Annotated in this window: 22 protein-coding genes; 16 read left to right on the top strand and 6 right to left on the bottom strand. The window is 67.6% G+C overall.

Annotated features, from left to right (window positions below; translation table 11 throughout):
• Positions 1–3 precede the first annotated feature (3 nt).
• Both cueR and ACN0V4_RS02180 read right to left on the bottom strand, forming a co-directional pair.
• Complete coding sequence (gene cueR, locus ACN0V4_RS02185; protein ID WP_417672873.1) at positions 4–411, bottom strand: Cu(I)-responsive transcriptional regulator; 408 nt, start codon at positions 409–411, stop codon at positions 4–6.
• Between the two features lie 10 nt (positions 412–421).
• A complete protein-coding gene (locus tag ACN0V4_RS02180; protein ID WP_417672872.1) occupies positions 422–2,908 on the bottom strand; it encodes a heavy metal translocating P-type ATPase in 2,487 nt (828 codons plus the stop codon).
• Between the two features lie 161 nt (positions 2,909–3,069).
• Between ACN0V4_RS02180 and ACN0V4_RS02175 the strand changes: the two genes are divergently transcribed.
• Positions 3,070–3,267, top strand: coding sequence for a heavy-metal-associated domain-containing protein (locus ACN0V4_RS02175; RefSeq protein ID WP_417672871.1), 198 nt, complete (start codon positions 3,070–3,072; stop codon positions 3,265–3,267).
• Positions 3,268–3,386: 119 nt separating this feature from the next.
• Here the strand turns inward: ACN0V4_RS02175 and ACN0V4_RS02170 are convergent, their stop codons facing one another.
• A complete protein-coding gene (locus ACN0V4_RS02170) occupies positions 3,387–4,202 on the bottom strand; it encodes a fructosamine kinase family protein (RefSeq protein WP_417672870.1) in 816 nt (271 codons plus the stop codon).
• Positions 4,203–4,305: 103 nt separating this feature from the next.
• On the opposite strand from ACN0V4_RS02170, the gene ACN0V4_RS02165 reads away from it, so the two are divergent.
• The 8 genes from ACN0V4_RS02165 to ACN0V4_RS02130 all read left to right on the top strand — a co-directional run bounded on the left by ACN0V4_RS02165 (position 4,306) and on the right by ACN0V4_RS02130 (position 11,431).
• Positions 4,306–5,148 carry a helix-turn-helix domain-containing protein gene (locus ACN0V4_RS02165; protein WP_417672869.1) on the top strand — a complete coding sequence of 281 codons (843 nt, stop codon included), beginning with the start codon at positions 4,306–4,308 and terminating at the stop codon, positions 5,146–5,148.
• Entirely contained in the window at positions 5,145–6,143 is a 999-nt protein-coding gene (locus ACN0V4_RS02160) for an ArsJ-associated glyceraldehyde-3-phosphate dehydrogenase (protein WP_417672868.1), read from the top strand. Before ACN0V4_RS02165 ends, ACN0V4_RS02160 begins: the two co-directional genes overlap by 4 nt.
• Entirely contained in the window at positions 6,140–7,399 is a 1,260-nt protein-coding gene (arsJ, locus tag ACN0V4_RS02155; RefSeq protein WP_417672867.1) for an organoarsenical effux MFS transporter ArsJ, read from the top strand. The genes ACN0V4_RS02160 and arsJ overlap by 4 nt, the downstream gene beginning before the upstream one ends.
• Before the next feature lie 62 nt (positions 7,400–7,461).
• On the top strand, positions 7,462–7,950 hold the full coding sequence (ectA, locus tag ACN0V4_RS02150) for a diaminobutyrate acetyltransferase (protein ID WP_417672866.1): 489 nt from the start codon (positions 7,462–7,464) through the stop codon (positions 7,948–7,950).
• Between the two features lie 21 nt (positions 7,951–7,971).
• Positions 7,972–8,805, top strand: a complete 834-nt coding sequence (locus tag ACN0V4_RS02145) for an FAS1-like dehydratase domain-containing protein (RefSeq protein WP_417672865.1) — start codon at positions 7,972–7,974, stop codon at positions 8,803–8,805.
• 66 nt (positions 8,806–8,871) lie between these two features.
• Positions 8,872–9,774, top strand: a complete 903-nt coding sequence (locus tag ACN0V4_RS02140) for a LysR family transcriptional regulator (RefSeq protein WP_417672864.1) — start codon at positions 8,872–8,874, stop codon at positions 9,772–9,774.
• A gap of 95 nt (positions 9,775–9,869) precedes the next feature.
• Positions 9,870–10,502, top strand: coding sequence for an NAD(P)H:quinone oxidoreductase (gene wrbA / locus ACN0V4_RS02135; RefSeq protein ID WP_417672863.1), 633 nt, complete (start codon positions 9,870–9,872; stop codon positions 10,500–10,502).
• 53 nt (positions 10,503–10,555) lie between these two features.
• Positions 10,556–11,431: an EamA family transporter gene (locus ACN0V4_RS02130; protein WP_417672862.1), complete on the top strand. Its 876-nt coding sequence runs from the start codon at positions 10,556–10,558 to the stop codon at positions 11,429–11,431.
• Here ACN0V4_RS02130 and ACN0V4_RS02125 read toward each other — a convergent pair.
• Positions 11,428–13,023, bottom strand: coding sequence for a GMC family oxidoreductase (locus ACN0V4_RS02125; protein WP_417672861.1), 1,596 nt, complete (start codon positions 13,021–13,023; stop codon positions 11,428–11,430). The two genes, ACN0V4_RS02130 and ACN0V4_RS02125, sit on opposite strands and share 4 nt — an antisense overlap.
• Before the next feature lie 165 nt (positions 13,024–13,188).
• On the opposite strand from ACN0V4_RS02125, the gene lptF reads away from it, so the two are divergent.
• The 6 genes from lptF to ACN0V4_RS02095 all read left to right on the top strand — a co-directional run bounded on the left by lptF (position 13,189) and on the right by ACN0V4_RS02095 (position 18,584).
• Entirely contained in the window at positions 13,189–14,331 is a 1,143-nt protein-coding gene (gene lptF, locus ACN0V4_RS02120; protein ID WP_417672860.1) for an LPS export ABC transporter permease LptF, read from the top strand.
• 217 nt (positions 14,332–14,548) lie between these two features.
• Entirely contained in the window at positions 14,549–15,292 is a 744-nt protein-coding gene (locus ACN0V4_RS02115) for a glycosyltransferase family 2 protein (protein WP_417672859.1), read from the top strand.
• Positions 15,289–15,606 (top strand): lipid-A-disaccharide synthase N-terminal domain-containing protein, encoded by a 318-nt coding sequence (locus tag ACN0V4_RS02110; protein WP_417672858.1) that lies wholly within the window; start codon positions 15,289–15,291, stop codon positions 15,604–15,606. Before ACN0V4_RS02115 ends, ACN0V4_RS02110 begins: the two co-directional genes overlap by 4 nt.
• Positions 15,572–17,035, top strand: a complete 1,464-nt coding sequence (locus ACN0V4_RS02105; RefSeq protein ID WP_417672857.1) for an ArnT family glycosyltransferase — start codon at positions 15,572–15,574, stop codon at positions 17,033–17,035. The genes ACN0V4_RS02110 and ACN0V4_RS02105 overlap by 35 nt, the downstream gene beginning before the upstream one ends.
• Positions 17,032–17,892: a phosphatase PAP2 family protein gene (locus ACN0V4_RS02100; protein ID WP_417672856.1), complete on the top strand. Its 861-nt coding sequence runs from the start codon at positions 17,032–17,034 to the stop codon at positions 17,890–17,892. The genes ACN0V4_RS02105 and ACN0V4_RS02100 overlap by 4 nt, the downstream gene beginning before the upstream one ends.
• Positions 17,889–18,584 (top strand): phosphatase PAP2 family protein, encoded by a 696-nt coding sequence (locus ACN0V4_RS02095; RefSeq protein WP_417672855.1) that lies wholly within the window; start codon positions 17,889–17,891, stop codon positions 18,582–18,584. The genes ACN0V4_RS02100 and ACN0V4_RS02095 overlap by 4 nt, the downstream gene beginning before the upstream one ends.
• Here ACN0V4_RS02095 and ACN0V4_RS02090 read toward each other — a convergent pair.
• Positions 18,569–20,224, bottom strand: a complete 1,656-nt coding sequence (locus tag ACN0V4_RS02090) for an ArnT family glycosyltransferase (protein ID WP_417672854.1) — start codon at positions 20,222–20,224, stop codon at positions 18,569–18,571. The two genes, ACN0V4_RS02095 and ACN0V4_RS02090, sit on opposite strands and share 16 nt — an antisense overlap.
• A gap of 271 nt (positions 20,225–20,495) precedes the next feature.
• Here ACN0V4_RS02090 and ACN0V4_RS02085 point away from each other — a divergent pair, with 271 nt between their 5' ends.
• A complete protein-coding gene (locus tag ACN0V4_RS02085) occupies positions 20,496–22,532 on the top strand; it encodes an FAD-dependent oxidoreductase (RefSeq protein WP_417672853.1) in 2,037 nt (678 codons plus the stop codon).
• Between the two features lie 41 nt (positions 22,533–22,573).
• Here the strand turns inward: ACN0V4_RS02085 and ACN0V4_RS02080 are convergent, their stop codons facing one another.
• Positions 22,574–23,989, bottom strand: coding sequence for an FAD-binding oxidoreductase (locus ACN0V4_RS02080; RefSeq protein ID WP_417672852.1), 1,416 nt, complete (start codon positions 23,987–23,989; stop codon positions 22,574–22,576).
• Positions 23,990–24,100 lie beyond the last annotated feature (111 nt).

The raw sequence follows: 24,100 nt of genomic DNA, 5'->3' as shown, positions 1-24,100 counted from the left end.
GTCTCAGGCCTTGGCGCAGGCCGGCTCTCCCGCCCCCAGATCCTCCAGGATCGGGCAATCGGGCCGGTCATCCCCGGCGCAGCAGGACACCAGATGCGCCAGGGTCGCCCGCATGGATTGCAGCTGCGCAATCTTCTCGTCGATCCGCAGCAGATGATCCTCGGCGATCCGCTTGACGCTGGCGCTCTCGCGACTCTCGTCCTCGTAAAGCGCCAGCAGACCCCGGCAATCCTCGATCGAGAAGCCCAGGGCACGGGCGCGGCCCAGAAAGGCCAGCTTGTGCAGATCGCTGTCGCGAAAGGCGCGATAGCCGTTGGCGCTGCGCTGCGGCTGGACCAGTCCGATATCCTCGTAATAGCGGATCGTCTTGGCCGGCAGCCCCGACAGGCGCGATACATCCCCGATATTCATGTCCTGATCCTCACTCTGCCACGGCCAGGCCACGCCGCTCGTCCAGCGCCGGACGCAGCCGGCGCAGACGCAGCGCATTCGACAACACGAAGACCGACGACAGCGCCATCGCCCCCGCCGCCAGCATCGGCGACAGCAACAGCCCGAAGGCGGGGTAAAGCACCCCCGCCGCCACCGGGATCAGCGCGGTGTTGTATCCGAAGGCCCAGAACAGGTTCTGCCGGATGTTCCGCATCACCGCGCGCGACACCTCGACCGCGTTCACCACGCCACGCAGATCACCCGACATCAGCACCACATCGGCCGATTCGATGGCCACATCGGTGCCGGTGCCGATGGCGATGCCGACATCGGCATGGGCCAGCGCCGGGGCGTCGTTGATACCGTCGCCGACAAAGGCCAGCCCGCCCTGTTGTCCGCCCTGCCCACGCAGATCGTCCAATGCGGCGACCTTGCCCTCGGGCAGCACGCCCGCGATCACCCGGTCGATCCCCACCTCGCGCGCGATCGCCTCGGCCGTCTCGCGCTTGTCGCCGGTGATCATCGCCACCTGCAGCCCCATCCGGTGCAGCGCGGCGATCGCCTCGGCGCTGCTGGGCTTGACCGGATCGGAGACCGCGATCACCGCAGCGATCCGTCCGTCGATCGCCGCATAGAGCGCTGTGCGCCCGGCCGAAGCGAGCCGCGCCTCCTCGCCCGCAAGGGCGGCGATCTCTACCCCTTCGCGCGCCATCAGCCGGTCGGCGCCCACCAGCACCTCGTGCCCGGCGACCAGCGCCCGCACGCCATAACCGGTGAAAGAGGTGAACTGGCTGACCTCGGCCAGCTTCGCGCCCTCGGCCTTGGCCGCGCGCACCACCGCCTCGGCGATCGGATGTTCGGATCGCGCCTCGACCGCCGCGACCAGCGCCAGCACCTCGGCCCGTTCAAACCCCTCGGCCAGGACCAGATCGGTCAGCTCGGGCCGCCCCGCCGTCACCGTGCCGGTCTTGTCCAGCGCCACGATGGAAACGCCCGAGAGCTGTTGCAAGGCATCCCCCTTGCGGAACAGCACCCCGAGTTCCGCCGCCCGCCCGGTGCCCACCATGATCGAGGTCGGCGTCGCCAACCCCATGGCGCAGGGGCAAGCGATGATCAGCACCGAAACACCGGCGACCAGCGCCAGCGTCAGATCGGCGCCGAAGACCAACCAGATCAGCACCGTTCCCAGCGCCGCGCCCATCACCGCCGGCACGAACCACAGCGTGATCTGATCGACCAGCCCCTGGATCGGCAGCTTGGCGCCCTGCGCCTGCTCCACCATGCGGATGATCTGGGCCAGCACCGTCTCCGCCCCCACATGGGTGGCGCGGAACTGGAAGCTGCCCTGCCCGTTCACCGTGCCGCCGGTCACCGCGTCGCCCGCGGCCTTGGCCACCGGCAAGGGTTCGCCCGAGATCATGCTTTCATCGACATGGCTCTCGCCCTCGGTGACCTCGCCATCGACCGCGATCCGCTCGCCCGGGCGCACCAGCAGGATGTCGCCCACCCGGATGGCGTCGATTGCCACCTCCACCGCCACGCCATCCCGTAGCACCCGGGCCGACCGGGGCCTGAGCCCCAACAGCTTGCGGATCGCCGCGCCGGTGCGCCCCTTGGCGCGCGCCTCGAGAAAACGGCCGATCAGGATCAGCACCACGATGACCGCGGCCGCCTCGAAATAGACCGCGCGCTGGCTCGCCGGCAGAAGCCCCGGCAGGAAGGTCGCCACCACGGAATAGAGATAGGCCGCCGCCGTGCCCACTGCGACCAGGCTGTTCATGTCAGGCGCCCCGCGCAGCAGCGCCGGGATGCCCTTGACATAGAACAGCCGCCCCGGCCCGATCAGCACCAGCGTCGTCAGCACGAATTGCAGAATCCAACTGGTCTGCTGGCCGATGGTGGCGGCGATCCAATGATGCAAGGCAGGCACCAGATGCCCCCCCATCTCGATCACGAAGACCGGCAGCGCCAATGCCGCCGCGATCAGCGCCTTGCGCGCGATCTCCCGCGCCTCGGCCTCCTTGCGCTGGCCGCGCTTCTCTTCCGCCTCCGGCTCCGCCAATGTCGCGGGATAGCCGATCTTGTCCGCCGCCGCGATCATCTCCTCCGGGCTCACCGCGCCCTCGAGATAGGTAACGGTGGCCGTCTCAGCCGCCAGGTTGACCGCAACCTCGATCACCCCCGGCAAGGCCGACAGCACCCGGTCGACCCGCCCGACGCAGGAGGCGCAGGACATCGAGGCCACGTTCAGCACCACCGTGGCGCGCCGTGCCGGATAGCCCAGCTTGTCGAGCGTCCGGACCACATCGTCCAGCCGGTCGGGGGTTTCCAGATCCATCTGCGCCCGCTCGTCGGCAAGTGTGACAGAAACATCCGACACTCCATCCAGCCGCGACAGCCCGCGCGTCACTCGCGCCACGCAGGAGGCACAGGACATCCCCTCGATGGACAACATCACATGGTTCGATCCGGTCATCGGTCTTCTCCCGCAGGTCAGGTCTGCCCCTCAGATAGGGGTTCCAGTTGCTGGAGGGTCAAGGGTGAGCGGTGAATTTTCTTTTTCCCTGTGCCAGCCCTTGACCTTCCAGCGATGGAAGGCCCCAGATCGGGTCCAGACCATAATCAGGAGTCCGCACAATGAAATTCAGCGTTCCCGAAATGAGCTGCGGCCATTGCACCGCCAGCATCGAAAAAGCCATCAAGGAAGCCGACCCGGCGGCTCAGGTCGCCTGCGACCTGCCCAGCCGCAGCGTCGAAGTGACAAGCGCCCTCAGCGCCGAGGCCATCGCCGCCACGCTCGACGAGATCGGCTTCGAGGCCAAACCGGCCGCCTGACCGCCGCACGGGCCTTCGGCCGGCGAATTCGGGCAGAGAACAAGACAGGGGCGCCCCGATCCGGGCGCCTCTTTGCACAAGGGCGGTTGGCTGGTGCGGTTGTCCGCCCCCAAGGGCGCTCAGACGCCGGCCTGGCGCAACAGCCCGTCGAGCAGCCCGGCATAGCCGCCCCCGAACAGCCGCAAATGCACAATGGCCGGCCAGAGCTGATAGATCGGCCGGCGCTCTTCCACCCCCGGCTCCAGCGGGCCATAGCCATTGTAGAAGGCCGCGCCGGGCGAACCGAAAAGCGCCAGCATCGCCAGGTCGACCTCGCCGTGACCACAATAGCAGGCCGGGTCGATGACCCCGCTCAGATGACCGTCGGCCGCCAGCACGTTGCCGGACCAGAGATCGCCATGCAACAGCACCGGCGCCGGCGTCGCCGGCAGGCGCTGCGGCAGATCCTGGGCCAACCGCTCCAACCGCCGCGCGAAGGCCGAAGGCAGCGCGGAGAGATCGGCCAGCAGCCGACGGTCGGCCCAGAAGTCGGGCCAGGTCGGCAAGGGCGCATTGCAGATCGCCACCTTGCCGAAGGCGAAGTCGTGCTCCCAACCATAGGCGATCCCCGGCACCTGATGCAGCCGGCGCAAGGCCGCGCCAAGCTCCTGCCAGCCGGAGGAGGAAAGGCCGCCGGTCTCTTCCAGCGCCTCCATCACCAGCACCCGGGGCGTGGCGCCCAGAACCCTCGGGGCCGGCACCCCGGCGGCACGGATGGCGATCAGCATCGCGGCTTCGGCACGCGGATCGGGGCCGGTCTTGGCGATCACCTCCTCGCCGGAGATCAACCGCAGCCGCAGCACCCGGGTCCGATCGCCGCCGGACACCGGATACCAGCCGGCCAGATCGGCGCCCAGAAGCTGTGCGGCGGCTTGTGCGATCTCGTCCTGGGTCATGCTGTGCGGTTCCTTTGCGTTCCAGTGTCGCACAAAGGCCACAGCTCAGGCGAGCGCAAGATGAGACTTGCCTCATGCGCCATATTTTATTATTTCATGAAATATGGAAAAAGAATCGCTCACCCAACTCGCCACCCTCAGCCATCCGCAGCGGATGCAGATCTTCCGTCTGCTGATGCGCCGCTATCCCGACGCCGTTCCGGCCGGAGAGATCGCCGAGGCGCTGGGGCTGAAGGCCAGCACCAATTCGGTCTATCTCGCCGCGCTGCGCGAGGCCGGGCTGGTGACGCAGATCCGTCATGGAACCTCTCTACACTACCGGGCCGAGACCGCGACGCTGCAACGGCTGATGGGATATCTGCTGAACGATTGCTGCCGCGGGCGCCCCGATCTCTGCCCGCCCCTCCCTGTCAAAGATGGACCCGACATCATGGACCACCGGAAATACAACGTGCTCTTCATCTGCACCGGCAATTCCGCCCGTTCGATCTTCGCCGAGGCGCTGCTGCGCGACATGGGGGGCGATCGGTTCAACGTTTATTCCGCCGGCACCCGGCCCCACTCCGAACTGAACCCCTATGCGGTCAGCCTGCTGGCGGCCAAGGGGCACGATATCTCAAACCTGCGGGCCAAGAACGTATCGGAATTCCAGGGGCCGGAGGCGCCGCGGATGGATTTCGTCTTCACCGTCTGCAACCAGGCCGCCAACGAGGAATGCCCCACCTGGGAGGGTCAGCCGGTCTCGGCCCATTGGGGGATGCCCGATCCGGTGACGGCGGAAGGAACCGAGGCCGAAAAGAAGCTCGCCTTTCAGCAGGCCTATGGCGGGTTGAAGAACCGCATCACCACCTTCACGGCCCTGCCCTTCGACACGCTTGACCGCATCTCGCTGCAGGCGGCGGTCGACGGGATCGGCGCATCGGATCTGGAGAATACCCCGGCATGACCACCTATGCGCTGAACGGCCTTGGCCGGATGGGGAAACTGGCGCTGCGCCCGCTGCTGGAGCGCGGCGCCGAAATCGCCTGGATCAACGACAAGACCGGCGATGCCGAGATGATCGCGCATCTGCTGGAATTCGACAGCGTGCACGGCCGTTGGCCGGCCAGCTTCGCCCATGACGACGCGGGCGTGAGCATTGACGGCACCCGGCTGCCGCTGCTGAACGCCGCGCGGATCGAGGATCTGCCGCTTAACGGCGTCGATGTGGTGATCGACTGCACCGGGGTGTTCAAGACGGCCGACAAGCTCGCCCCCTATTTTGCCGCGGGGGTGAAGAAGGTGGTGGTTTCGGCCCCGGTCAAGGACGCAGGCGCCGCCAATATCGTCTATGGTGTCAACCAGGGCAGCTATGATCCGGCGACGCACCACATCGTCACGGCGGCGAGCTGCACCACCAATTGCCTCGCCCCGGTGGTCAAGGTGATCCACGAGAATCTGCGGATCCGGCACGGCTCGATCACCACGATCCACGACGTGACCAATACCCAGACCATGGTGGACCGCCCCGCCAAGGATCTGCGCCGGGCGCGGTCGGCGCTGAATTCGCTGATCCCGACCACGACGGGCAGCGCCAAGGCGATCACCCAGATCTTCCCAGACCTCACCGGCAAGCTGAACGGCCATGCGGTGCGGGTGCCGCTGCTGAACGCCTCGCTCACCGATTGCGTCTTCGAGGTCGAGCGCGAGACCTCGGCGGAAGAGGTCAACGCGTTGCTCAGGACCGCTGCGGCAGGGGAACTGGCCGGCATTCTGGGCTATGAGACCCGGCCGCTGGTCAGCGCCGATTATACCAACGATCCGCGATCCTCGATCATTGATGCGCCTTCCACCATGGTGGTGGGCGGCACCCAGGTGAAGATCTATGCCTGGTATGACAATGAATGGGGCTATGCCAACCGTCTGGTCGATGTGGCGCTGATGGTCGGGGGCGGGCTGTGACCGCTGCCCCCTCGGGGCGCGCCGACCGGGGGCTTGCCGCCTATATCGCGGTGACGGCGGCCTATTGGGCCTTCATGCTCAGCGATGGCGCGCTGAGGATGCTGGTGCTGCTGCATTTCCACGGGCTGGGGTTTTCCCCGGTGCAACTGGCCTATCTCTTCGTCCTCTACGAGGTCGCCGGCGTGATCACCAACCTGTCGGCGGGCTGGATCGCGGCGCGCTTCGGGTTGACCACCACGCTTTATGCCGGGCTCGCCCTGCAGGTGGCGGCGCTGGTGGCGCTGACGCGGCTTGATCCCGGCTGGTCGGTGGGTCTTTCGGTGGTCTTCGTGATGGCGGTTCAGGGCGCCTCGGGCGTTGCCAAGGATCTGGCGAAGATGAGCGCAAAGTCGGCGGTCAAGCTGCTGGCGCCCAAGGGTGACGGCGCGCTGTTCCGCTGGGTGGCGCTGCTGACCGGTTCGAAGAACGCGGTCAAGGGCTTCGGCTTTCTGCTGGGGGCAGCGCTGCTGGCGCTGGCCGGTTTCAATGCCGCGCTCTGGGGCATGGCGCTGGTGCTGGCGCTGATCCTGGTCGCGGTGCTGATCGGCATGCCCGCCGGCCTGCCCGCCGGCCGCAAGGATGCCAAGTTCCGCGAGGTCTTCTCGAAGAACCGCAACATCAACTGGCTGAGCTTTTCGCGCCTCTTCCTCTTCGGCGCACGGGACGTGTGGTTCGTGGTCGGCATCCCGATCTATTTCTATGCCGTGCTGTCGGACGGGTCCGAGGCCGGCAATCGCGCCGCCTTCTTCCTGATCGGCAGCTTCATGGCCGGCTGGATCATCCTTTACGGCGCGGTACAGGCGAGCGCCCCGAAGCTCCTGCGCGCCCGCGCGCGGGGGGAGGCCGCGATGGTCGCCGCCGCGCGGCACTGGGCGCTGATCCTGCTGCCGATCCCGCTGGTGCTGGCACTGGCCGCCGGGCTGGCCGGGGCGCCCTCTCCCTGGCTGACGGGGCTGCTGGTGCTGGGGCTGCTGGCCTTCGGCGCCGTCTTCGCGGTGAACTCGGCGCTGCATTCCTATCTGATCCTCGCCTTTACCGAAGACAGCCGCGTCACCATGGATGTGGGGTTCTATTACATGGCCAATGCGGCGGGACGGCTGCTGGGCACGCTGCTGTCCGGCCTCAGCTATCAGATCGGCGGGCTGCCCGCCTGCCTGGGCACCGCGGCCCTGCTGGTGGGGCTCAGCGCGCTTGGCGCCGGGCGGCTCAGGGCATAGCCCCGGTTGCAGTTCACGGATCAGCCGCTAGGCTGGCCCGCGAAACCGCAAAGGAACCGCCGATGCCCAGCCCCGAGATCACCCTGCGCATGCCGACCGGAAAAGACGGCAGCGCGGTCTGGGCGCTGATCCGGGCCTGCAAGCCGCTCGACGAGAACTCGATGTACTGCAACCTCTTGCAGAGCGATCATTTCCGCGACACCTGCGTGATCGCCGAAGCGAGCGGAGAGATCGGCGGCTGGATTTCCGCCTATCTGATGCCGGGCGCGCCGGACACGCTGTTCGTCTGGCAAGTGGCGGTGGCGCCCGCGGCCCGCGGCATGGGTCTGGGCGGCCGGATGCTGGAGGCGCTTCTTGACCGCCCGTTCTGCGCCGGGGTGCGCCAGATTCAGGCCACCGTCACGCCGACGAACGACGCCTCTCGCGCGATGCTCCAAGGGTTTGCCCGCCGCCGCAACGCGACGCTGAGCACAGAGCCCTATATCGACAGCGATGCCCATCTGGCCGGCCTTCATCCGTCAGAGGACCGGATCACCATCACGCTGGCCTGAGACCGGATCAGGAGACTGAACATGACCAATCCCCCGCTTACCGACTGGATCGGCCGGGAAGAGGTGCAGGAGGATATCCTCATCCCGCGCCCGGCGCTTGAGCTGCGCTCGATCCTGCCGGGCGTCGATCCGCTGACCGATGGCGCGGCGCTGCCGCCGCTCTGGCACTGGGCTTACTTCCCGCAGTTCGCGCCGCTCTCCGGCCTCGGTCGCGACGGGCATCCGGCGCGCGGCGGTTTCCTGCCGCCGGTGCCGCTGCCGCGCCGCATGTGGGCCGGCGGGCGGTTCCAGTTTCCCGGCGATCTCAGGCTGGGGGAGCGGGTGACCAAGACCTCCCGCATCCTCGACGTGGCGGAGAAATCGGGACGGAGCGGCGCGCTCTGCTTCGTGACGGTGGAACACCGCTTTGCCGTCGCCGGAGAGGTTCGGCTGATTGAGGAACACGATATCGTCTATCGCGAGAATCCGGCGCCGGGCACCCCGGCCGCCACCCCGCCGCAGGCCGATCCGGCCAAGATCGAGGAGCGGATCACCCCCAGCGCGGTCATGCTGTTTCGCTATTCCGCCGCCACCTTCAACGGCCACCGCATCCATTACGACATCGACTATTGCCGCGAGGTCGAGGGCTATCCCGGTCTCGTCTTCCATGGCCCGCTCACCGCCACCCTGCTGGCCGATCTGGCGCGCCGGGCAGGTCACCGCGATCTGGCGCGCTTCGCCTTTCGCGCCATCAGCCCCTTGTTCGACACCGCCCCCTTCACGCTCCGCGCCCGGGTGGAGACCGAGACGGCCGAGGTCTGGGCGGCCAATCCCGAGGGCGCGCTGGCGATGCGGGCCGAGGCAGAGTATCGCTAACCCCCTCGCCCGCCGCCGCGAAAACTGCTAGCGGGCCGCAGGCATCACCACTACGGGAGGGCAGCCATGGACAGGCTCTCGGTCATGAAGGCCTTCTGCCGGATCGTCGAACGCGGCAGCTTTGCCCGCGCGGCAGAGGATCTGGGCGTCTCGGCCGCCCTGATCAGCCGCGACGTGAAGCTGCTTGAGGAAAGCCTCGGCTGCGTCCTGCTCACCCGCACCACCCGCAGCATGGCGCTGACCGATCACGGGCGGCTCTATTACGACGAGGCGCGCGGCATCCTTGACCGCGTCACGGCGATGGAGGATCGGGTCCGCGCCGGCGCCGGAACGGTGGCCGGCCGGCTCAGGGTCAATGCGCCGCACTCCTTCGGCACCACCCTGCTGGCGCCGCTGCTGCCCCGGTTTCTGGAACGCTATCCCGAGGTCGATCTGACCCTGACGCTTGAGGATCGGGTGATCGACATGATCGAGGGCGGCTTTGATCTGTCGATCCGCATCCGCCCCGACCTGCCCGATTCCGGCCTGCTGGCCCGCCGTCTGGCCCGGGTTCGGCAGGGGTTGTTCGCCGCGCCCGCCTATCTTGCGACCCGGGGAGTGCCGCGCAGCCCGGCGGATCTGGCCGGGCATGATACGCTTGAGTTCCTGCATTCCACCCATACCGGCCAATGGGCGCTGACCGGGCCCGAGGGCACCACCATGGTTACGCTCAATTCGCGCCATCTGATCGGGTCGAGCCTGATCCTGCGCGACATGCTGGTCGCTGGCCTCGGCATCGGATCGCTGCCCGATTTCATGACCGCCGATCTGCTGCGGCGCGGCGATCTGGTGCCGGTGCTGCCAGAATACGAACGCCCGCCCCGCCATATCTATGCGGTCACCGCCTCGCGGCTCAGCGCCGATGCCAAGACCACGGCCTTTCTCGATTTCCTGCAAGCGGCCCTGCGGCCGGACCCCGACCATTCCTGAACCAGCGTAAAGACTGATTTGCGCCCGGCCCGGTTATTCCCGGCGGCGGCTCAAGGCATGGTCCGCGCCAGAGACCCCTTGTGCAGGAAATTCCGATGACCCGAGTTCTGATCCTTTATTATTCCAGCTACGGCCATATCCGCCAGATGGCCGAGGCCGAGGCGGAGGGCGCGCGATCGGTCGCCGGCGTTCAGGTCGATCTCCGGCGCATCCCCGAAACCGTGCCGCAGCCGGTGCGCGAGGCCGCCGGATATATCGACGACGACACGCCGGAGGCGACAGTTGCGATGCTGCCCGACTACGACGCCATCATCTTCGGCACCCCCACCCGCTTCGGCACCATGGCGGCGCAGATGAAGCAATTCCTCGACATGGCCGGCGGGCTTTGGGCGCAGAACGCCCTGGTGGGCAAGCTGGGCGCGGTCTTCACCTCGACCGGATCGCAGCACGGCGGGCACGAGGCGGCGGTACTGACCAGCCAGGTGCCGCTGATGCATTTCGGCATGCTGGTGGCTGGCCTGCCCTATACCTTCGCCGGCCAGACCCGGATGGACGAGGTGGTCGGCGGCTCCCCCTATGGCGCCGGCACCGTGGCCGGGGGCGACGGGTCGTTGCAGCCGACCCCGACCGATCTGGCCGGCGCCCGCTTCCAGGGCCGCCATGTGGCCGAGCTTGCCGCGCAGCTTGCCGCCGGCGCCGACCTGCGCGCCGAGAGCAAGGCCGCCTGAATGACCCGGGGCGCGCGCGCGCGCGCACGCCCCGTCCCGAAGGAGAAACCGATATGTCCCGTCCCGCCGATCTGATCCTGACCGCGCTCGCCCCTGCGATCTGGGGCTCCACCTATTTCGTCACCACGGAATTCCTGCCGCAGGGCTTTCCGATCACCCTGTCGGTCCTGCGGGCGCTGCCGGCGGGGCTGCTGCTTCTGCTCCTTGTGCGGCAATTGCCGCCCCGCGCCTGGCTCGGGCGGGTGCTGCTGCTCGGCGCCTTCAACTTCGCCATTTTCTGGGTACTTCTGTTCATCTCTGCCTACCGGTTGCCGGGCGGGGTGGCGGCAACGCTGGGGGCGACGCAGCCGCTGATCGTGCTGCTGCTGGCGCGGCTGGCGCTGGGAAGCCAAATCCGCCCGCTGTCGGTCCTGGCCGCCCTCGCCGGACTGGGCGGCGTCGCGCTTCTGGTGCTGGGGCCGAATGCGGCGCTTGATCCCCTCGGGGTGGCGGCGGGGCTTGGCGGCGCCGTCTCGATGGCCGCGGGCACCGTCTTCAGCCGCAAGTGGCAACCGCCGGTGCCGCCCCTGACCTTCACCGCCTGGCAACTGACGGCCGGCGGGCTGCTGCTGGTGCCGGTGGCGCTGATCGCCGAGCCGATGATGCCGATGCCCGATGCCCGCGCCCTGGGAGGGCTGCTCTATCTCGGGCTGATCGGCGCGGCGCTGACCTATCTGCTGTGGTTCCGCGGCATCGCCCGGATCGAGCCCGCCGCGATCGCCATGCTCGGGATGATGAGCCCGGTCACCGCCGTTCTGCTGGGTTGGCTGGCCCTGGGACAGGATCTGAGCGGGCTGCAGATGATCGGCGTGGGTGCGGTGCTGGGATCGGTCTGGCTGGGGCAGCGGGCGGCACGCCCCGCCACCGCCTCGCGCAGGGCGCCCGCCTAGCTCGCCCGATGGGCGTGGATCATGGCGGCGACCTTTTCGGCGATCATGATGGTGGGGGAATTGGTATTGCCCGAGACGATCCGCGGCATCACCGAGGCATCGACCACCCTCAGCCCCTGCACGCCGTTGACCCGGCAATCAGGGGCCACCACGGCGCGCAGGTCGCTGCCCATGCGCGCCGTGCCGACGGGGTGGAAGATGGTGGTGCCGATCTCTCCCGCCGCGCGGATCAGATCGTCATCGCTGTCATAGCCGGGACCGGGGCGGAATTCCTCGGGGCGATATTTCGCCATCGGCTCGGCCGCCATGATCCTGCGGGTCAGCCGGATGGCGCGGGCGGCGGTGATCCTGTCGGTCTCCGCCGAGAGGTAATTCGGCGCGATCTCCGGCGCAGCAGCGGGATCGGGCGAGGTGATCTCGACATGGCCACGGCTGTCGGGCCGCAGATGACAGACCGAGGCGGTGACCGCCGGAAAATCGTCCAGATCCTGCCCGAAGGCCGGCAGCGACAGCGGTTGCACGTGATATTCCAGATCCGGCGTCTCGATCTCTGGCGCGGAATAGGCGAAGCCGCCCAACTGGCTTGGCGCCATCGACATCGGGCCAGAGCGGAACAGCGCATATTCCATCCCGATCTTCGCCTTGCCCCAGAGGGTCGCGGCCAGGGTGTTCAACGTCTTGGCCCCGGTCACCTTATAGGCGCAGCGCAATTGCAGGTGGTCCTGCAGATTGCGCCCCACATCGGGGGAATCACACAGCACCTCGACCCCGTGTTTCTGCAACAGCGCCCCGGGCCCGATCCCGGACAGCTGGAGAAGCTGCGGCGAGCCGATGGCGCCGGCCGACAGGATCACCTCGCGCCGGGCGCGCAGCCTCTCGCCGCCGATCAGCTCGACCCCGGTGGCGCGGCGGCCGTCAAAGGTGATCCGGGCGCATTGGGCATGGGTGCGCACGGTCAGATTGGGCCGATCCTTGACCGGGTTGAGAAAGCCCTTGACCGTGTTCCAGCGCCAGCCGGCGCGTTGGTTGACCTCGAAGTAATTCACCCCGAAATTGTCGCCGGTGTTGAAATCATCGCGATGCGGGATACCCACCGCCTCGAAGGCGCGGGCGACGTCGTCGAGCACATCCCAATGCAGCCGCTGCTTTTCGACCCGCCATTCGCCCCCCGTTCCATGGCTGGCCGAGCGGCCGGAGAAGTGATCTTCGGACTTCAGGAAATAGGGCAGAACATCGTCCCAGCCCCAGCCGGTACAACCCATCTGTCGCCAGGTGTCGTAATCCCGCGCCTGGCCGCGCAGATAGAGCATCCCGTTGATCGAGGAACAGCCGCCCAGCACCTTGCCGCGCGGATAGCCCAGCGACCTGCCGTTCAGCCCCGGCTCAGCCCGGGTCTTGAAACACCAGTCGGTACGCGGATTGCCGATGCAATAGAGATAGCCAACCGGGATATGGATCCAGTGGTAATTGTCGCGCCCGCCTGCCTCTAGCAGCAGCACACGCGCCATCGGATCCTCGCTCAGCCGATTGGCCAGCACGCAGCCCGCGCTGCCACCACCGACGATGATGTAATCGAATGCCTCCGCCTCCATCCCGCTCTTCCTCCCAAGCAATCGTCCGGCGATCCTTTACTACAAAACCGCCCCGGTCCAGCCCCCGGACGCGGGTTCTGGCGTTTAGCTGTTCCAACCGCCCCACAACTGCCATATGGTCCGCGCCATTACCCCCCCCGACCCGCGGAGAAGATCAAACCGCCAATGTCCAGATTTGACGGATATGTCCTGCGCCAGTTGCTGGTGCTGTTCGGCTTCTTCCTGCTGGTGCTGGTGGGCGTGCTGTGGATTTCGCGTTCGGTCAGCCTGTTCGACAAGCTGATTGGTGGCGGCCAATCGGCGATGGTCTTTCTGGAGTTCACCGCCCTGTCACTGCCGACGCTGATCCGCACGGTGATGCCGATGGCCGCCTTCGGTGCGGCTGTCTATGCCACCAACCGGCTCAGCCGCGACAGTGAACTGACGGTGATGCTCGCCACCGGCTCCAGCCCGCTGCGGCTGGCGCGGCCGGTGCTCTATTTCGGCATCGCCACAGCGTTGATGATGGCGGTGCTGACCACCTATCTGCGCCCTGCCTCGATCCAGCAGCTCGGCCTGCGCGAGGCCGAGGTGACCCGCGACCTGACGGCGCAGCTCTTGAACGAGGGCAGCTTCATGCACCCCGCCAAGGGGGTGACCTTCTATATCGCCAAGATCGACAGCGACGGCACCCTGCACGACGTCTTCCTGTCCGACCGCCGCGACACCGCCCGGCCGATCACCTATACCGCCGCGCGGGCCTTCCTGGTCTCCACCGATGATCAGATCAGCCTGGTGATGGTCCAGGGGATCGCGATGCGCTATGTCACGGCGGCCAAGACGCTATCCACCACGCTGTTCGAAGACTTCTCCTACGACATCACCTCGCTCGCGACCGGACGCGACGGGGTCAAGCGCAACCTGCGCGGCGTCCCCACAATCGAGCTGCTGACAAGCTCGGGCCGGGCCGCACTTGCCGCCAAGGATGGCTATACCGTCGGCGAGATCGCCGAGGAGCTGCACGAACGCCTGGCCTGGATCGTGATCGTGATCACCGTGCCCCTGGTCGGCTATGCGGCGATGATGATGGGGGGATTTTCCCGTTTCGGGCTCTGGCCGCAGGCGCTGACGGCTTTCGCCATCCTGCTGGTGCTCGAGGGGCTCAGGGGCATGGCGACCTCGGTGGTGGTGAACCAGCCGGGGCTCTGGTGGTTGCTCTACCTGCCGGCGGGGGTCGGCCTCGTGCTCGCCGCGCTACTGCTACGCGCCTCGGGACGCCCGTTGCGTCTCTATCTGTACAGTGTGAAAAACACGCAGAAATCTGCCTAAAATCGCGTTTTGCACCAAATAGGGCGTTGCCCTGCGGCAACAAAACTGTTTTGACCGGGCGTTACATGCACCGACCAGACAGCAATCTGCCTGGCCATAAGTTGAGCCTAACGGGTCGATTTCGCATAACCTGAACCTTGCTGCGGAATTGTCATCTGCCGCAACTAAGGTACGCCGAATCAAAGACCGCCAGCTAAAAAGACTACATACTGAGGCCATGAAGCTCTCAATCGTCATTCCCATGCACAATGAGGCCGAGAACGTCGTGCCTCTGGTCCGCGAAATCGACAGCGCCTGCGCCGGCCTGCCCGACAAGGAGCTGATCCTGGTCGATGACGGATCGAGCGACGACACCGCGCGGCTGATTCAGAAGCTTCGGGCCGACTATCCCTGGCTGCGGCTGATCCAGCATCCGAAGGCCGGTGGCCAGTCGGCGGCGGTGCACAGCGGCGTGCTGGCCGCGACCGGAGAGATCATCTGCACGCTCGACGGCGACATGCAGAACCCGCCGGCCGAGATCCCCAAGATGGTGGCCCCCCTGATGGCCGCCGACGCCCCCGCCGATCTGGCGCTGGTGGCCGGCCAGCGGGTCAAGCGGCAGGACACCTGGTCGAAGAAGATCGCCTCGAAGCTGGCCAACGGGCTCAGGGCCTGGATGCTGAACGACCATACCCGCGACACCGGCTGCGGGCTCAAGGCTTTCCGTCGCGATGCCTTCCTGCGGCTGCCCTATTTCAACCACATGCATCGCTATCTGCCGGCGCTTTTCGCCCGTGATGGCTGGCAGGTGGCCCATGTCGATGTCTCCCACCGCGAACGCGGCGGCGGCAGTTCGAATTACAACAACCTGCAGCGCGCCCTGGTGGGGATCTATGATCTCTTCGGCGTGGCCTGGCTGATCCGCCGCGCCAAGACCGCCCGCCCGCAGGAAATCCCCGCCCCCGGAGAGGGTCACGAATGATCGAAACGCTGCTGAGCTTCTTCAAGGTCGAAACCCGGGCCGAGCTGATCTGGGTGATCATCGGGGTGGGTGCGCAACTGCTGTTCTCGATGCGCTTCATCATCCAGTGGATCGCCTCCGAGAAGCAGCGCCGCTCGGTGGTGCCGGAACTGTTCTGGTGGTTCTCGATCATCGGCGGCCTCACCCTGCTGGCCTACGCGCTGCACCGGCAGGATCCGGTCTTCATCCTCGGCCAATCGCTTGGGGTCGTCATCTACCTTCGCAACCTCTGGCTGATCTATGCTGAAAAGCGCACCGCAAGACAGAGCCTCTGATCCCCTGTGGATCGGCGTCGCCGCCGTCGCGGCGATCACGATCTACCGGGTGGTCCTGCTGGCCTTCTCGCAAGCCGAGCTTTTCGTCGATGAATCGCAATATTGGCAATGGGGGCAAGAGCTCGCCTGGGGCTACTACTCCAAGCCGCCGCTGATCGGCTGGGTGCTGCGTGGCTTCACCGAGCTGGGCGGCGATACCACCTTCTGGATCCGGCTGCCGGGCCCGCTGTTTCAGGCCGCCACCGCGCTGATCCTGATGGGCGCGGCGCGGCAGGTGACCGACCGGCGCGCCGCGGCGATGGTCGCGATCGCCTTTGTCACCCTGCCAGTGGTGACGGCGGGGGCGTTCCTGGTCTCGACCGACACCATCCTGATGCCCTTCTTCGCTGGGGCGCTCTGGCTCTATCTGCGGCTGACCGGTACGCGCTCGGCCTGGGCCGCGGTCGGGCTGGGGCTCTGCCTCGGGCTCGGCATGCTGGCGAAATACGCCGCCGTCTATTTCCTGCTGGGCGCAGGGCTTGGCGCGCTGGTGGTGCCGCAGGCGCGGATCGCCTGGCGCGATGCCGGCATCGCGGCGCTGGTCTTTCTGGCAGTGATCGCGCCCAATCTGGTCTGGAACCTGCAGAACGACCTGATGACCTTCTCGCACACTGCCGACAACGTCGACTGGGTGCGCCGCCCCGGGGTGCATCTGCATCTGGACAAGGCGGTGGAGTTCCTGGCGTCGCAATTCGCGGTGATGGGGCCGGTGTTCTTCGGTGCCTTCCTGTGGCTGGCGCCCCGCGCCTTTGTGCGACCCGAATGGCAACCGCGCTGGCTGGTCCTGATGGCGGCGCCGACGCTGATCCTGGTGACGGTGCAGGCGATCTTGTCCAAGGCCTATGCCAACTGGGCGGTCACCGCCTGCCTGGCGTTGCTGCTGCTGGTGGTGCCGGTGCTGTGGCACCGCGGCCGCACCTGGCTGTGGATCGCACTGGTGCTTGATCTGGCGCTGGCCGCGCTGCTGCCCTTCGCCTTCACCCAGGCCACCCGCTGGACCACCCCCAAGGGCGAGCTGCTGATGCGCCGCTATGTCGGCGAAGAGGAGATGAGCGCCCGCATCCTCGAGGAGGCGCGACTGCGCGGGGTGACCGCCGTGGTCAGCGACAACCGCCTGCTGCTGGCCGATCTGTTCCTGCGCGCCAAGGGCAGCGACATCGCCATCTATGCGGTGCCGCCCGAGGGCAGACCCGACAACTATTATGCCCAGCGCCACCCCTATCCCGCCGGGCGGGCCGCGCCCTTCCTCTTCGCCACGCTGAACGATGCCCCCGCCTGTGGCGAGGCGCTGCCCACCGCCACCTGGAAGCCGAGCCCCGGCGCCTATTCGCGCGACATCCTGCGGCTTTATCTGCAGCCCCGGAACTGCTGGGGCCAGCCTGACGAATGACGCAGCCCCCGCGCCAGTCCAGCCAGATCAACCGGGCGATCCTGATCGTCTGGTTGGCGGTCGCGCTGCTCTTCGCCACCTTTCCCGGCATCGACCTGGCCGTCGCCCGGCTGGCCTATGATCCCGCGACCGGCACCTTCCCGGCGGAACAGAGCCAGAGCCTGCAGATCCTGCGCTCCACCGTCTGGAAGCTTCTCAACCTCGGCACCCTGGGGCTGCTCGGGCTGCTGATCTACGGGCTGTTCACCCGCCACACCATGCGCATCCCGCCCCGGTTCTGGGGCTGGTGCGTCAGTCTGATCCTGCTCGGGCCGGGCATTCTGGTGAACGTGATCCTCAAGTCGCACTGGGGCCGCGCCCGCCCGGCGCAGATCGAGCTGTTCGGCGGTCACGCCCAGTTCACGCCGCCGTTCCAGATCACCGACCAATGCCTCAGCAACTGTTCCTTCGTCTCGGGCGAGGCCGCCTTCGTCACCGCCGGCGGCCTCATCATCGGGGTGATCCTGTGGCATGTGGTGCCGCCGCAGCGCCGCCGCCTGCTGGTCGCGAGCCTCATCCTGGCGGTGCTGGCGCTGGCCTCGATGCGGATCTTCAAGGGCCGGCATTTCCTGTCGGACGTGATCTGGGCGATGATCTTCACAAGCACGCTGGCCTGGGCGCTGGCCCGGCTGTTCCGGCTCGACCGCATCCACGCGCAGGTCACCGCCAGCGCGCTGCGCCATGACGCGCGAACCGTGTTCGCCGACCTGCGCCTCCTCGGCCAGCGGCTCCTCTCCGGCGCGCTCGGGCTGAAACGCCCGGCGAATGCCAGCCTGCAACGGCTGCGTCAGGCCTTCGCAAGGAACCGGCACCCATGACCCTTCCCCCGCCTGCGACAGAGCCGCCCGAAACGCCCCTGGCCACCCGGCCCTGGCTGCGCCGGGCGATGCGGCGCTTCGGCGTCTCTCTGATCCTGATGCTTGCGATCCTGTCCTGGGGGCTGTCGGACCGCAAGCTGGAACATATCGGCGACAACATGCAGATCGCGGTGCCGCTGACCGGCCTGGCCTGCGCGGTGGCAACCGGCGAGGGCGTGCGATACCTCGGGCGGTTCACCCTGCTGGTCACCACCTACACCCTGTCGAAACGCGGTCTGGGCGCGACTGCGATCAACGAACGTCCGAACGGCGGCTATGGCGGCTTCCCCTCGGGCCATACCGCCGCCAGCACCTTCGGCGCCACCTGGCTGGTCAGCAGCTGCCTGGCCGAGAACCGCATGGCCCAGGGGCTGACGCTGCTGTCGGCGGGCTTCGTCGGTGGCACCCGCATTCAGGTCGGCGCCCATAGCGTCTGGCAGGTGCTGTCCGGCGCCTTCGTCGGCTGGATGGCGCAATTCCTGGCGCTGACCTGGTTCGATCGGCTGTTCCGCCGGTTCTGGAGCGGGACCGGCAGCCTGATCGGCCGCGCCGGTCGCAACACGCAACGGCTGGCCCGCCGGGGGTGGGACCGGCTGGAGATCGGCCGCAGGCTCAGCGACCTGCGCGCCCGGATCGCTCAGCGAAACAGATAGGCCGCCACATCCACGTTATCAGCACCGCCAAGGGCAAATCCCTTGACCTCTCCGATCACCTCGAAGGGCCGCGCGCTTGCCGCCTCGAAACTCGCGCGCTGATCGGCCCGGACGAAGACCAGCGCGCAGGGCGCCGCCGCCGCCACCTCGGCCGCCACCTCGGCACCGCGGAACAGCGGCATCCGCGGGCTCAGCAGCAAAAGCGACGGCTCCTCATAGCCGACGGAGAGGACTTGCGGCGCATCGCACATGCCATCGGCCTTCACCTCGAGCCCCGCCAACGCATTCGACGGCCAGATGTGATCGAGCCGCGCCAGATGGCCGAAAAGGCTGATCGACAGCCCCAGTGACAGCGCGCCGAACCCCAGCACGGGCGCCAGCCGATCGCCGCCGCGCATCGCGCCCCAGACCCAGCCGATGCCCAACAGGCTGATCGCCAGCCCCAAGGCCCAGATCAGCCCCGGCCCACGCCCGTATTGCAGCGCGAAGACCAAGGGTGCCGCCACCAGCACCAGCGCCAACAGCAAAAAGACCGCCAGAAATACCGTATAAACCCGCCCGAACCCTTCTTCCGACCGCGCCAGCCAGCCCCTGGCGCTCAGGATCGCCAGGGCCGGATAGAGCGGCAGCACATAATGGATCAGCTTGGTCGCGGTGATCTCGAACACCAGCCAGGAGGGGATGATCCAGGCCAGGCAGAACAGCACCGCCGCCTCGCGCCGCGCGCGCCAGCCATACCAGAGACCGAAGGGCAGAAGGATCGAGGCCGGCCAGAAGGTGAGCCAGACCGCCAGCGCATAGGAGCCGAAGGGGGCGCCATGGCTCTCCTGCCCCTCGCCGATCTTGCCGATCAGATCGCGCCCCAGTGCCTCGGCCCAGAAGGCATCGCCGGATTTGACGGTGATCGCCACATACCAGGGCAGCACGATCAGCAGGAACAGGGCGATCCCCCAGCCCCAGCGCAGCGGCGCCAGCCAGGACACCCCGCGCCGGATCACGATCAGGGCCAGCAGGGTCAACCCCACCACCATCGGCCCGATCGGCCCCTTGATCAGCATGGAGACGCCCATCGCCGCCCAGAAGAGCCAGGGCCAGCCGCCCCGCAAGGCCTCCGCCCCGCGCATGTGCAGCCGTGCCAGCACCAGTTGCGCCGCCAGGATCGTCGCCAGCAGCGTCGCATCGGTCTTGGCCAGCCGCGCCTCGCCGCCCAGCACGAAACAGACCGCCAGCAGCAGCGCCGCCAGCAGCGCCGGCTGGGCGCCGGCCAGCGACAGGGCAATCAGATAGGTCAGCAGCACCGCCGCCACCGCCATCACCAGCGACGGCAGGCGATAGACCCAGATCTCGCGATCATGGCTCACGCCGACCAACTGCACCGCCGCCGATTGCAGCCAGTAGATCCCCACCGGTTTCTTGTATCGCGTCCCCTCGCCCAGCCGGATGTCGATGTAGTCGCCGCTTTCCACCATCTGGCGCGAGGCCTGGGCAAAGCGGGTCTCGTCCCGGTCGATCGGCGGCAGCGAGAAAAAGCCCGGCAGGAACATCACCAGCGCGAAGAGCCCGACGAAGAGCATCGGCCGCCAGGACGGCCCCGCCGCCAAATCCGCAAGGGCAAGCTCCGCCCGTTCCCGCAACAGCATGCGACACTCCCAGACCCGCCGCGCCCGGGGGATGGGCGCGCCTCCTGTCTGGCCGAAACCGCGCGGCAATGCAATCCACCCGCCCCGACCTGGCGCCCCTGCCTTTTTCTAGCTTCAAATATCCTCGCCGAAGGCACGCGCCGCCAGGCGCGTCCCTGCCCGGCCTCTGCACAATCCTGCCCAGAAACGCCGGCAAATGTCGCTTTCAGGATCGCCCACCCGCCTGCCGCTGCTAGGCTCGATCCAGAACGCCAGACCGACAGGGATATCCATGACCACCGATCCGCTGCTCCAGCCCTATCAGCTCAGACATCTCACCCTGAAGAACCGGATCATGACCACCGCGCATGAACCCGCCTATGGCGAGGATGGCATGCCCAAGGATCGCTACCGCGCCTATCACGTCGAACGCGCCAAGGGCGGCGTGGCGATGGTGATGACCGCCGGTTCCGCGCTGGTGTCGCGCGACAGCCCGGCGGCCTTCGGCAACTTGCAGGCCTATAAGGACGAAATCGTGCCCTGGATGGCCAAGCTTGCCGACGAATGTCACGGGCAGGGCTGCGCGGTCATGATCCAGCTCACCCACTTGGGCTGGCGCACGGGATGGAACAAGGGCGACTGGCTGCCGGTCGTCGCCCCCTCCGGCCTGCGGGAACCGGCGCATCGCTCCTTTCCCAAGGTGATGGAGGACTGGGACATCGCCCGCATCATCGAGGATTTCGCCGATGCCGCCGAACGGATGAAGGTGGCCGGGCTCGACGGGATCGAGCTTGAGGCCTATGGCCATCTGCTGGATGCCTTCTGGTCGCCGCGACAGAATGCGCTCGACGCGCCCTGGAACGGCGATCTGGCGGCGCGGATGACATTCTCTCTCGACGTGCTCAAGGCGGTCCGCGACCGGGTGGGCCCCGATTTCATCGTCGGGCTGCGCTATACCGCCGACGATCTGGCGCCGAACGGCATCTCTGCCGAAGAAGGGCTGGAGATCGGCCGCCGCCTCAAGGCCTCCGGTCAGGTCGATTTCCTGAACGTCATTCGCGGCCATATCGACACCGACGCCGATCTGACCGATGTGATCCCGGTGCAGGGGATGCGCAGCGCGCCGCATCTGGATTTCGCCGGACGGGTGCGGGCCGAGGTCGGCCTGCCCACCTTCCACGCCGCCCGCATCCCCGATGTCGCCACCGCCCGCCACGCGGTGGGTGCCGGGCTGCTCGACATGGTGGGGATGACCCGCGCCCATATCGCCGACCCGCATATCGTGCGCAAGATCATCGCCGGGCGGGAGGATGACATCCGCCCCTGCGTCGGCGCCACCTATTGTCTCGACCGCATCTATCAGGGCGGAGAGGCGCTCTGCATCCACAACGCCTCGACCGGACGGGAGCTGAGCGAACCCCATGCCATCGCGCCCGCGGCCGAGAAGAAGCGCGTGGTGATCGTCGGCGCCGGCCCCGCCGGGCTTGAGGCCGCCCGCGTCGCCGCCGAGCGCGGCCATGAGGTGACGGTGTTCGAGGCCGCCCCGGACCCCGGCGGGCAGGTACGGTTGACCGCACGCAGCCCGCGCCGACGCGAGATGATCGGCCTCATCGACTGGCGCATGGCACAATGCGCCGCCCGCGATGTCGCCTTCCACTTCAACACTTTCGCCGAGGCCGAGGATGTCACCGCCCTTGATCCCGATGTGGTGATCGTCGCCACCGGTGGCCTGCCCGATACTGACGTTCTGGAGGCCGGCAACGATCTGGTGATCTCCGCCTGGGATATCTTGGCGGGCGATGTGGCGCCGGGGCGGCGGGTGCTGATCTTCGACGATGCCGGCGATCCGGCGGCGCTGCAGGCGGCCGAGATGATCGCCGAGACCGGCGCGCATGTCGAAATCATGACGCCGGATCGCAGCTTTGCCCCCGATGTGATGGGGATGAACCTGGTCCCCTACATGCGGGCACTGCAGGACAAGGATGTGCGGCTGACCGTCACCTATCGGCTGAAGGCGGTGCAACGCGCCGGCAACGGGCTGAGGGCGGTGATCGGCACCGATTATTCCGGCTGGCGCGAGGACCGTGATTTCGACCAGGTGGTGATCAACCACGGCACCCGGCCGATGGACGAGATCTATTTCGACCTGAAACCCAAGTCGCGCAACAAGGGCGCGGTGGATTACACCGCCCTGATCGCCGGGCGGCCGCAGCCCGGTCACGAGAAGGCGGAAGGCGACTTCCTGCTCTACCGGATCGGCGATGCGGTGGCCGCGCGCAACACCCATGCCGCGATCTATGACGCACTGCGCCTGATGCGCCGGGTCTGAGGCGAGCCGCCGGACGAGCCGGCATCACCTGACGGCGCTGCCTAGGCCCGCAGCACCGCGCCCGGGTTCATGATGCCAAGCGGGTCGAGCGCCGCCTTGATCGCCCTGAGCGCATCCAGCCGCACCGGATCGCCATAGCGTTCCAGATCCTCGACCTTGGCCCGGCCGATGCCGTGTTCGGCGCTGACCGATCCGCCCATCTCGTTGACCAGATCATGCACCGCGCGCTTGATCTCCCCGGCCTGATTGGCGTGATCCGCCTTGCTCCGCCCCGGCAGCGGGAAGACGTTGTAATGCAGGTTGCCATCGCCCAGATGGCCGAAGCAATTGATCCGAAACCCGCCAAGCCCGGCCACCACCGCATTGCCGCGGCGGATGAACTCGGGGATCAGGCTGATCGGGACCGAGATGTCGTGGCTGGAGATCGCGCCGATGCGGCGGTTGCCCTCGGGGATATGTTCGCGCACCGACCAGAAGGCATCGCGCTGCGCCTGCGACTGGGCGATCACCGCGTCGCTGACCAGTCCGCGCTCCTCGGCCGCGGCGTAGAGATCGGCCAGCGCCGCCTCGGGATCGAGCCCGCGCGGCAATCCCAGCTCGATCAGCACCGACCAGTCCGGAGGTGTGTCGAAGGGCTGGCGGATATCCGGCAGCGTCTCGGCCAGGAACCGCAGCCCCTGCCCCGAGATCAGCTCGAAGGTGCTCACCCCCTCGCCCACCTGATCGCGCGCCAGCGCCAGAAGGTCGATCGCCGCCTGCGGGTCGCGCAGCACGAAAAATCCGGTGCCCTGCGCCGCCGGCCGGGGAAACAGCTTCAGCGTCGCCGCGGTGATGACCCCCAGCGTGCCCTCGGCGCCGACCAGCAGGTTGCGCAGATCATAACCGGTATTGTCCTTTCTCAGCCGCGACAGCCCATGCCAGATCCGCCCGTCGGGCAGCACCGCCTCGAGCCCGAGACAGAGATCGCGCGCATTGCCATAGCGCAGCACCGCGGTGCCACCGGCGTTGGTCGACAGGTTGCCGCCGATCCGCGCCGTGCCCTCGGCCGCCAGCGACAGCGGGAACAGCCGCCCCGCCTCGGTCGCGGCCAGTTGCACATCGGCCAGGATGGCGCCCGCCTCGGCGATCAGCACGTTCTCGGTGGGAAACACCCCCCGGATTGCAGTCATCCGCTCGAGCGAGATCACCATCGGCGCCGGCCCCTCGGGCATCACCTGGCCACCGACCAGCCCGGTGCCGCCGCCATAGGGCACCACCGGCACCCGCGCCGCCGCCGCAGCGGAAACCAGCGCCGAGACCTCCTCGACCCGACGCGGCAGGGCCAGCACACCGCATTGCCCGACCCAGCGGCCGCGCGGTTCTTCCAGATAACGGGGGGCGGGGCTGCGGAACACCTCTTCCGGCAGCGTCTGGCGCAGCCGGGCGGCGAAGGCTTCATCGGCGGGATTCAGTGTCATGCTGCTTTCCTGCCGCAAGCCGGCCGCCCCGGCAAGAGCAGAGACCGCCCGGCCCGTCTTCTCTGTCCAAATACTCCCGCCGGAGGCTTCCGCACCCGACGCCAGCGCGAC

It is taken from the genome of Pseudodonghicola sp. (assembly GCF_048268305.1).
Lineage (GTDB): Bacteria > Pseudomonadota > Alphaproteobacteria > Rhodobacterales > Rhodobacteraceae > Pseudodonghicola.
The sequence above is the reverse complement of the archived record's forward strand: the minus strand, read 5'-3'. Positions and strand labels throughout refer to the sequence as shown.

Coding starts and splice junctions, on each gene's coding strand:
- cueR (WP_417672873.1), bottom strand. CDS start 411: ATGAATATCGGGGATGTATCGCGCCTGTCGGGGCTGCCGGCCAAGACG.
- ACN0V4_RS02180 (WP_417672872.1), bottom strand. CDS start 2,908: ATGACCGGATCGAACCATGTGATGTTGTCCATCGAGGGGATGTCCTGT.
- ACN0V4_RS02175 (WP_417672871.1), top strand. CDS start 3,070: ATGAAATTCAGCGTTCCCGAAATGAGCTGCGGCCATTGCACCGCCAGC.
- ACN0V4_RS02170 (WP_417672870.1), bottom strand. CDS start 4,202: ATGACCCAGGACGAGATCGCACAAGCCGCCGCACAGCTTCTGGGCGCC.
- ACN0V4_RS02165 (WP_417672869.1), top strand. CDS start 4,306: ATGGAAAAAGAATCGCTCACCCAACTCGCCACCCTCAGCCATCCGCAG.
- ACN0V4_RS02160 (WP_417672868.1), top strand. CDS start 5,145: ATGACCACCTATGCGCTGAACGGCCTTGGCCGGATGGGGAAACTGGCG.
- ectA (WP_417672866.1), top strand. CDS start 7,462: ATGCCCAGCCCCGAGATCACCCTGCGCATGCCGACCGGAAAAGACGGC.
- ACN0V4_RS02145 (WP_417672865.1), top strand. CDS start 7,972: ATGACCAATCCCCCGCTTACCGACTGGATCGGCCGGGAAGAGGTGCAG.
- ACN0V4_RS02140 (WP_417672864.1), top strand. CDS start 8,872: ATGGACAGGCTCTCGGTCATGAAGGCCTTCTGCCGGATCGTCGAACGC.
- wrbA (WP_417672863.1), top strand. CDS start 9,870: ATGACCCGAGTTCTGATCCTTTATTATTCCAGCTACGGCCATATCCGC.
- ACN0V4_RS02130 (WP_417672862.1), top strand. CDS start 10,556: ATGTCCCGTCCCGCCGATCTGATCCTGACCGCGCTCGCCCCTGCGATC.
- ACN0V4_RS02125 (WP_417672861.1), bottom strand. CDS start 13,023: ATGGAGGCGGAGGCATTCGATTACATCATCGTCGGTGGTGGCAGCGCG.
- lptF (WP_417672860.1), top strand. CDS start 13,189: ATGTCCAGATTTGACGGATATGTCCTGCGCCAGTTGCTGGTGCTGTTC.
- ACN0V4_RS02115 (WP_417672859.1), top strand. CDS start 14,549: ATGAAGCTCTCAATCGTCATTCCCATGCACAATGAGGCCGAGAACGTC.
- ACN0V4_RS02110 (WP_417672858.1), top strand. CDS start 15,289: ATGATCGAAACGCTGCTGAGCTTCTTCAAGGTCGAAACCCGGGCCGAG.
- ACN0V4_RS02105 (WP_417672857.1), top strand. CDS start 15,572: ATGCTGAAAAGCGCACCGCAAGACAGAGCCTCTGATCCCCTGTGGATC.
- ACN0V4_RS02100 (WP_417672856.1), top strand. CDS start 17,032: ATGACGCAGCCCCCGCGCCAGTCCAGCCAGATCAACCGGGCGATCCTG.
- ACN0V4_RS02095 (WP_417672855.1), top strand. CDS start 17,889: ATGACCCTTCCCCCGCCTGCGACAGAGCCGCCCGAAACGCCCCTGGCC.
- ACN0V4_RS02090 (WP_417672854.1), bottom strand. CDS start 20,224: ATGCTGTTGCGGGAACGGGCGGAGCTTGCCCTTGCGGATTTGGCGGCG.
- ACN0V4_RS02085 (WP_417672853.1), top strand. CDS start 20,496: ATGACCACCGATCCGCTGCTCCAGCCCTATCAGCTCAGACATCTCACC.
- ACN0V4_RS02080 (WP_417672852.1), bottom strand. CDS start 23,989: ATGACACTGAATCCCGCCGATGAAGCCTTCGCCGCCCGGCTGCGCCAG.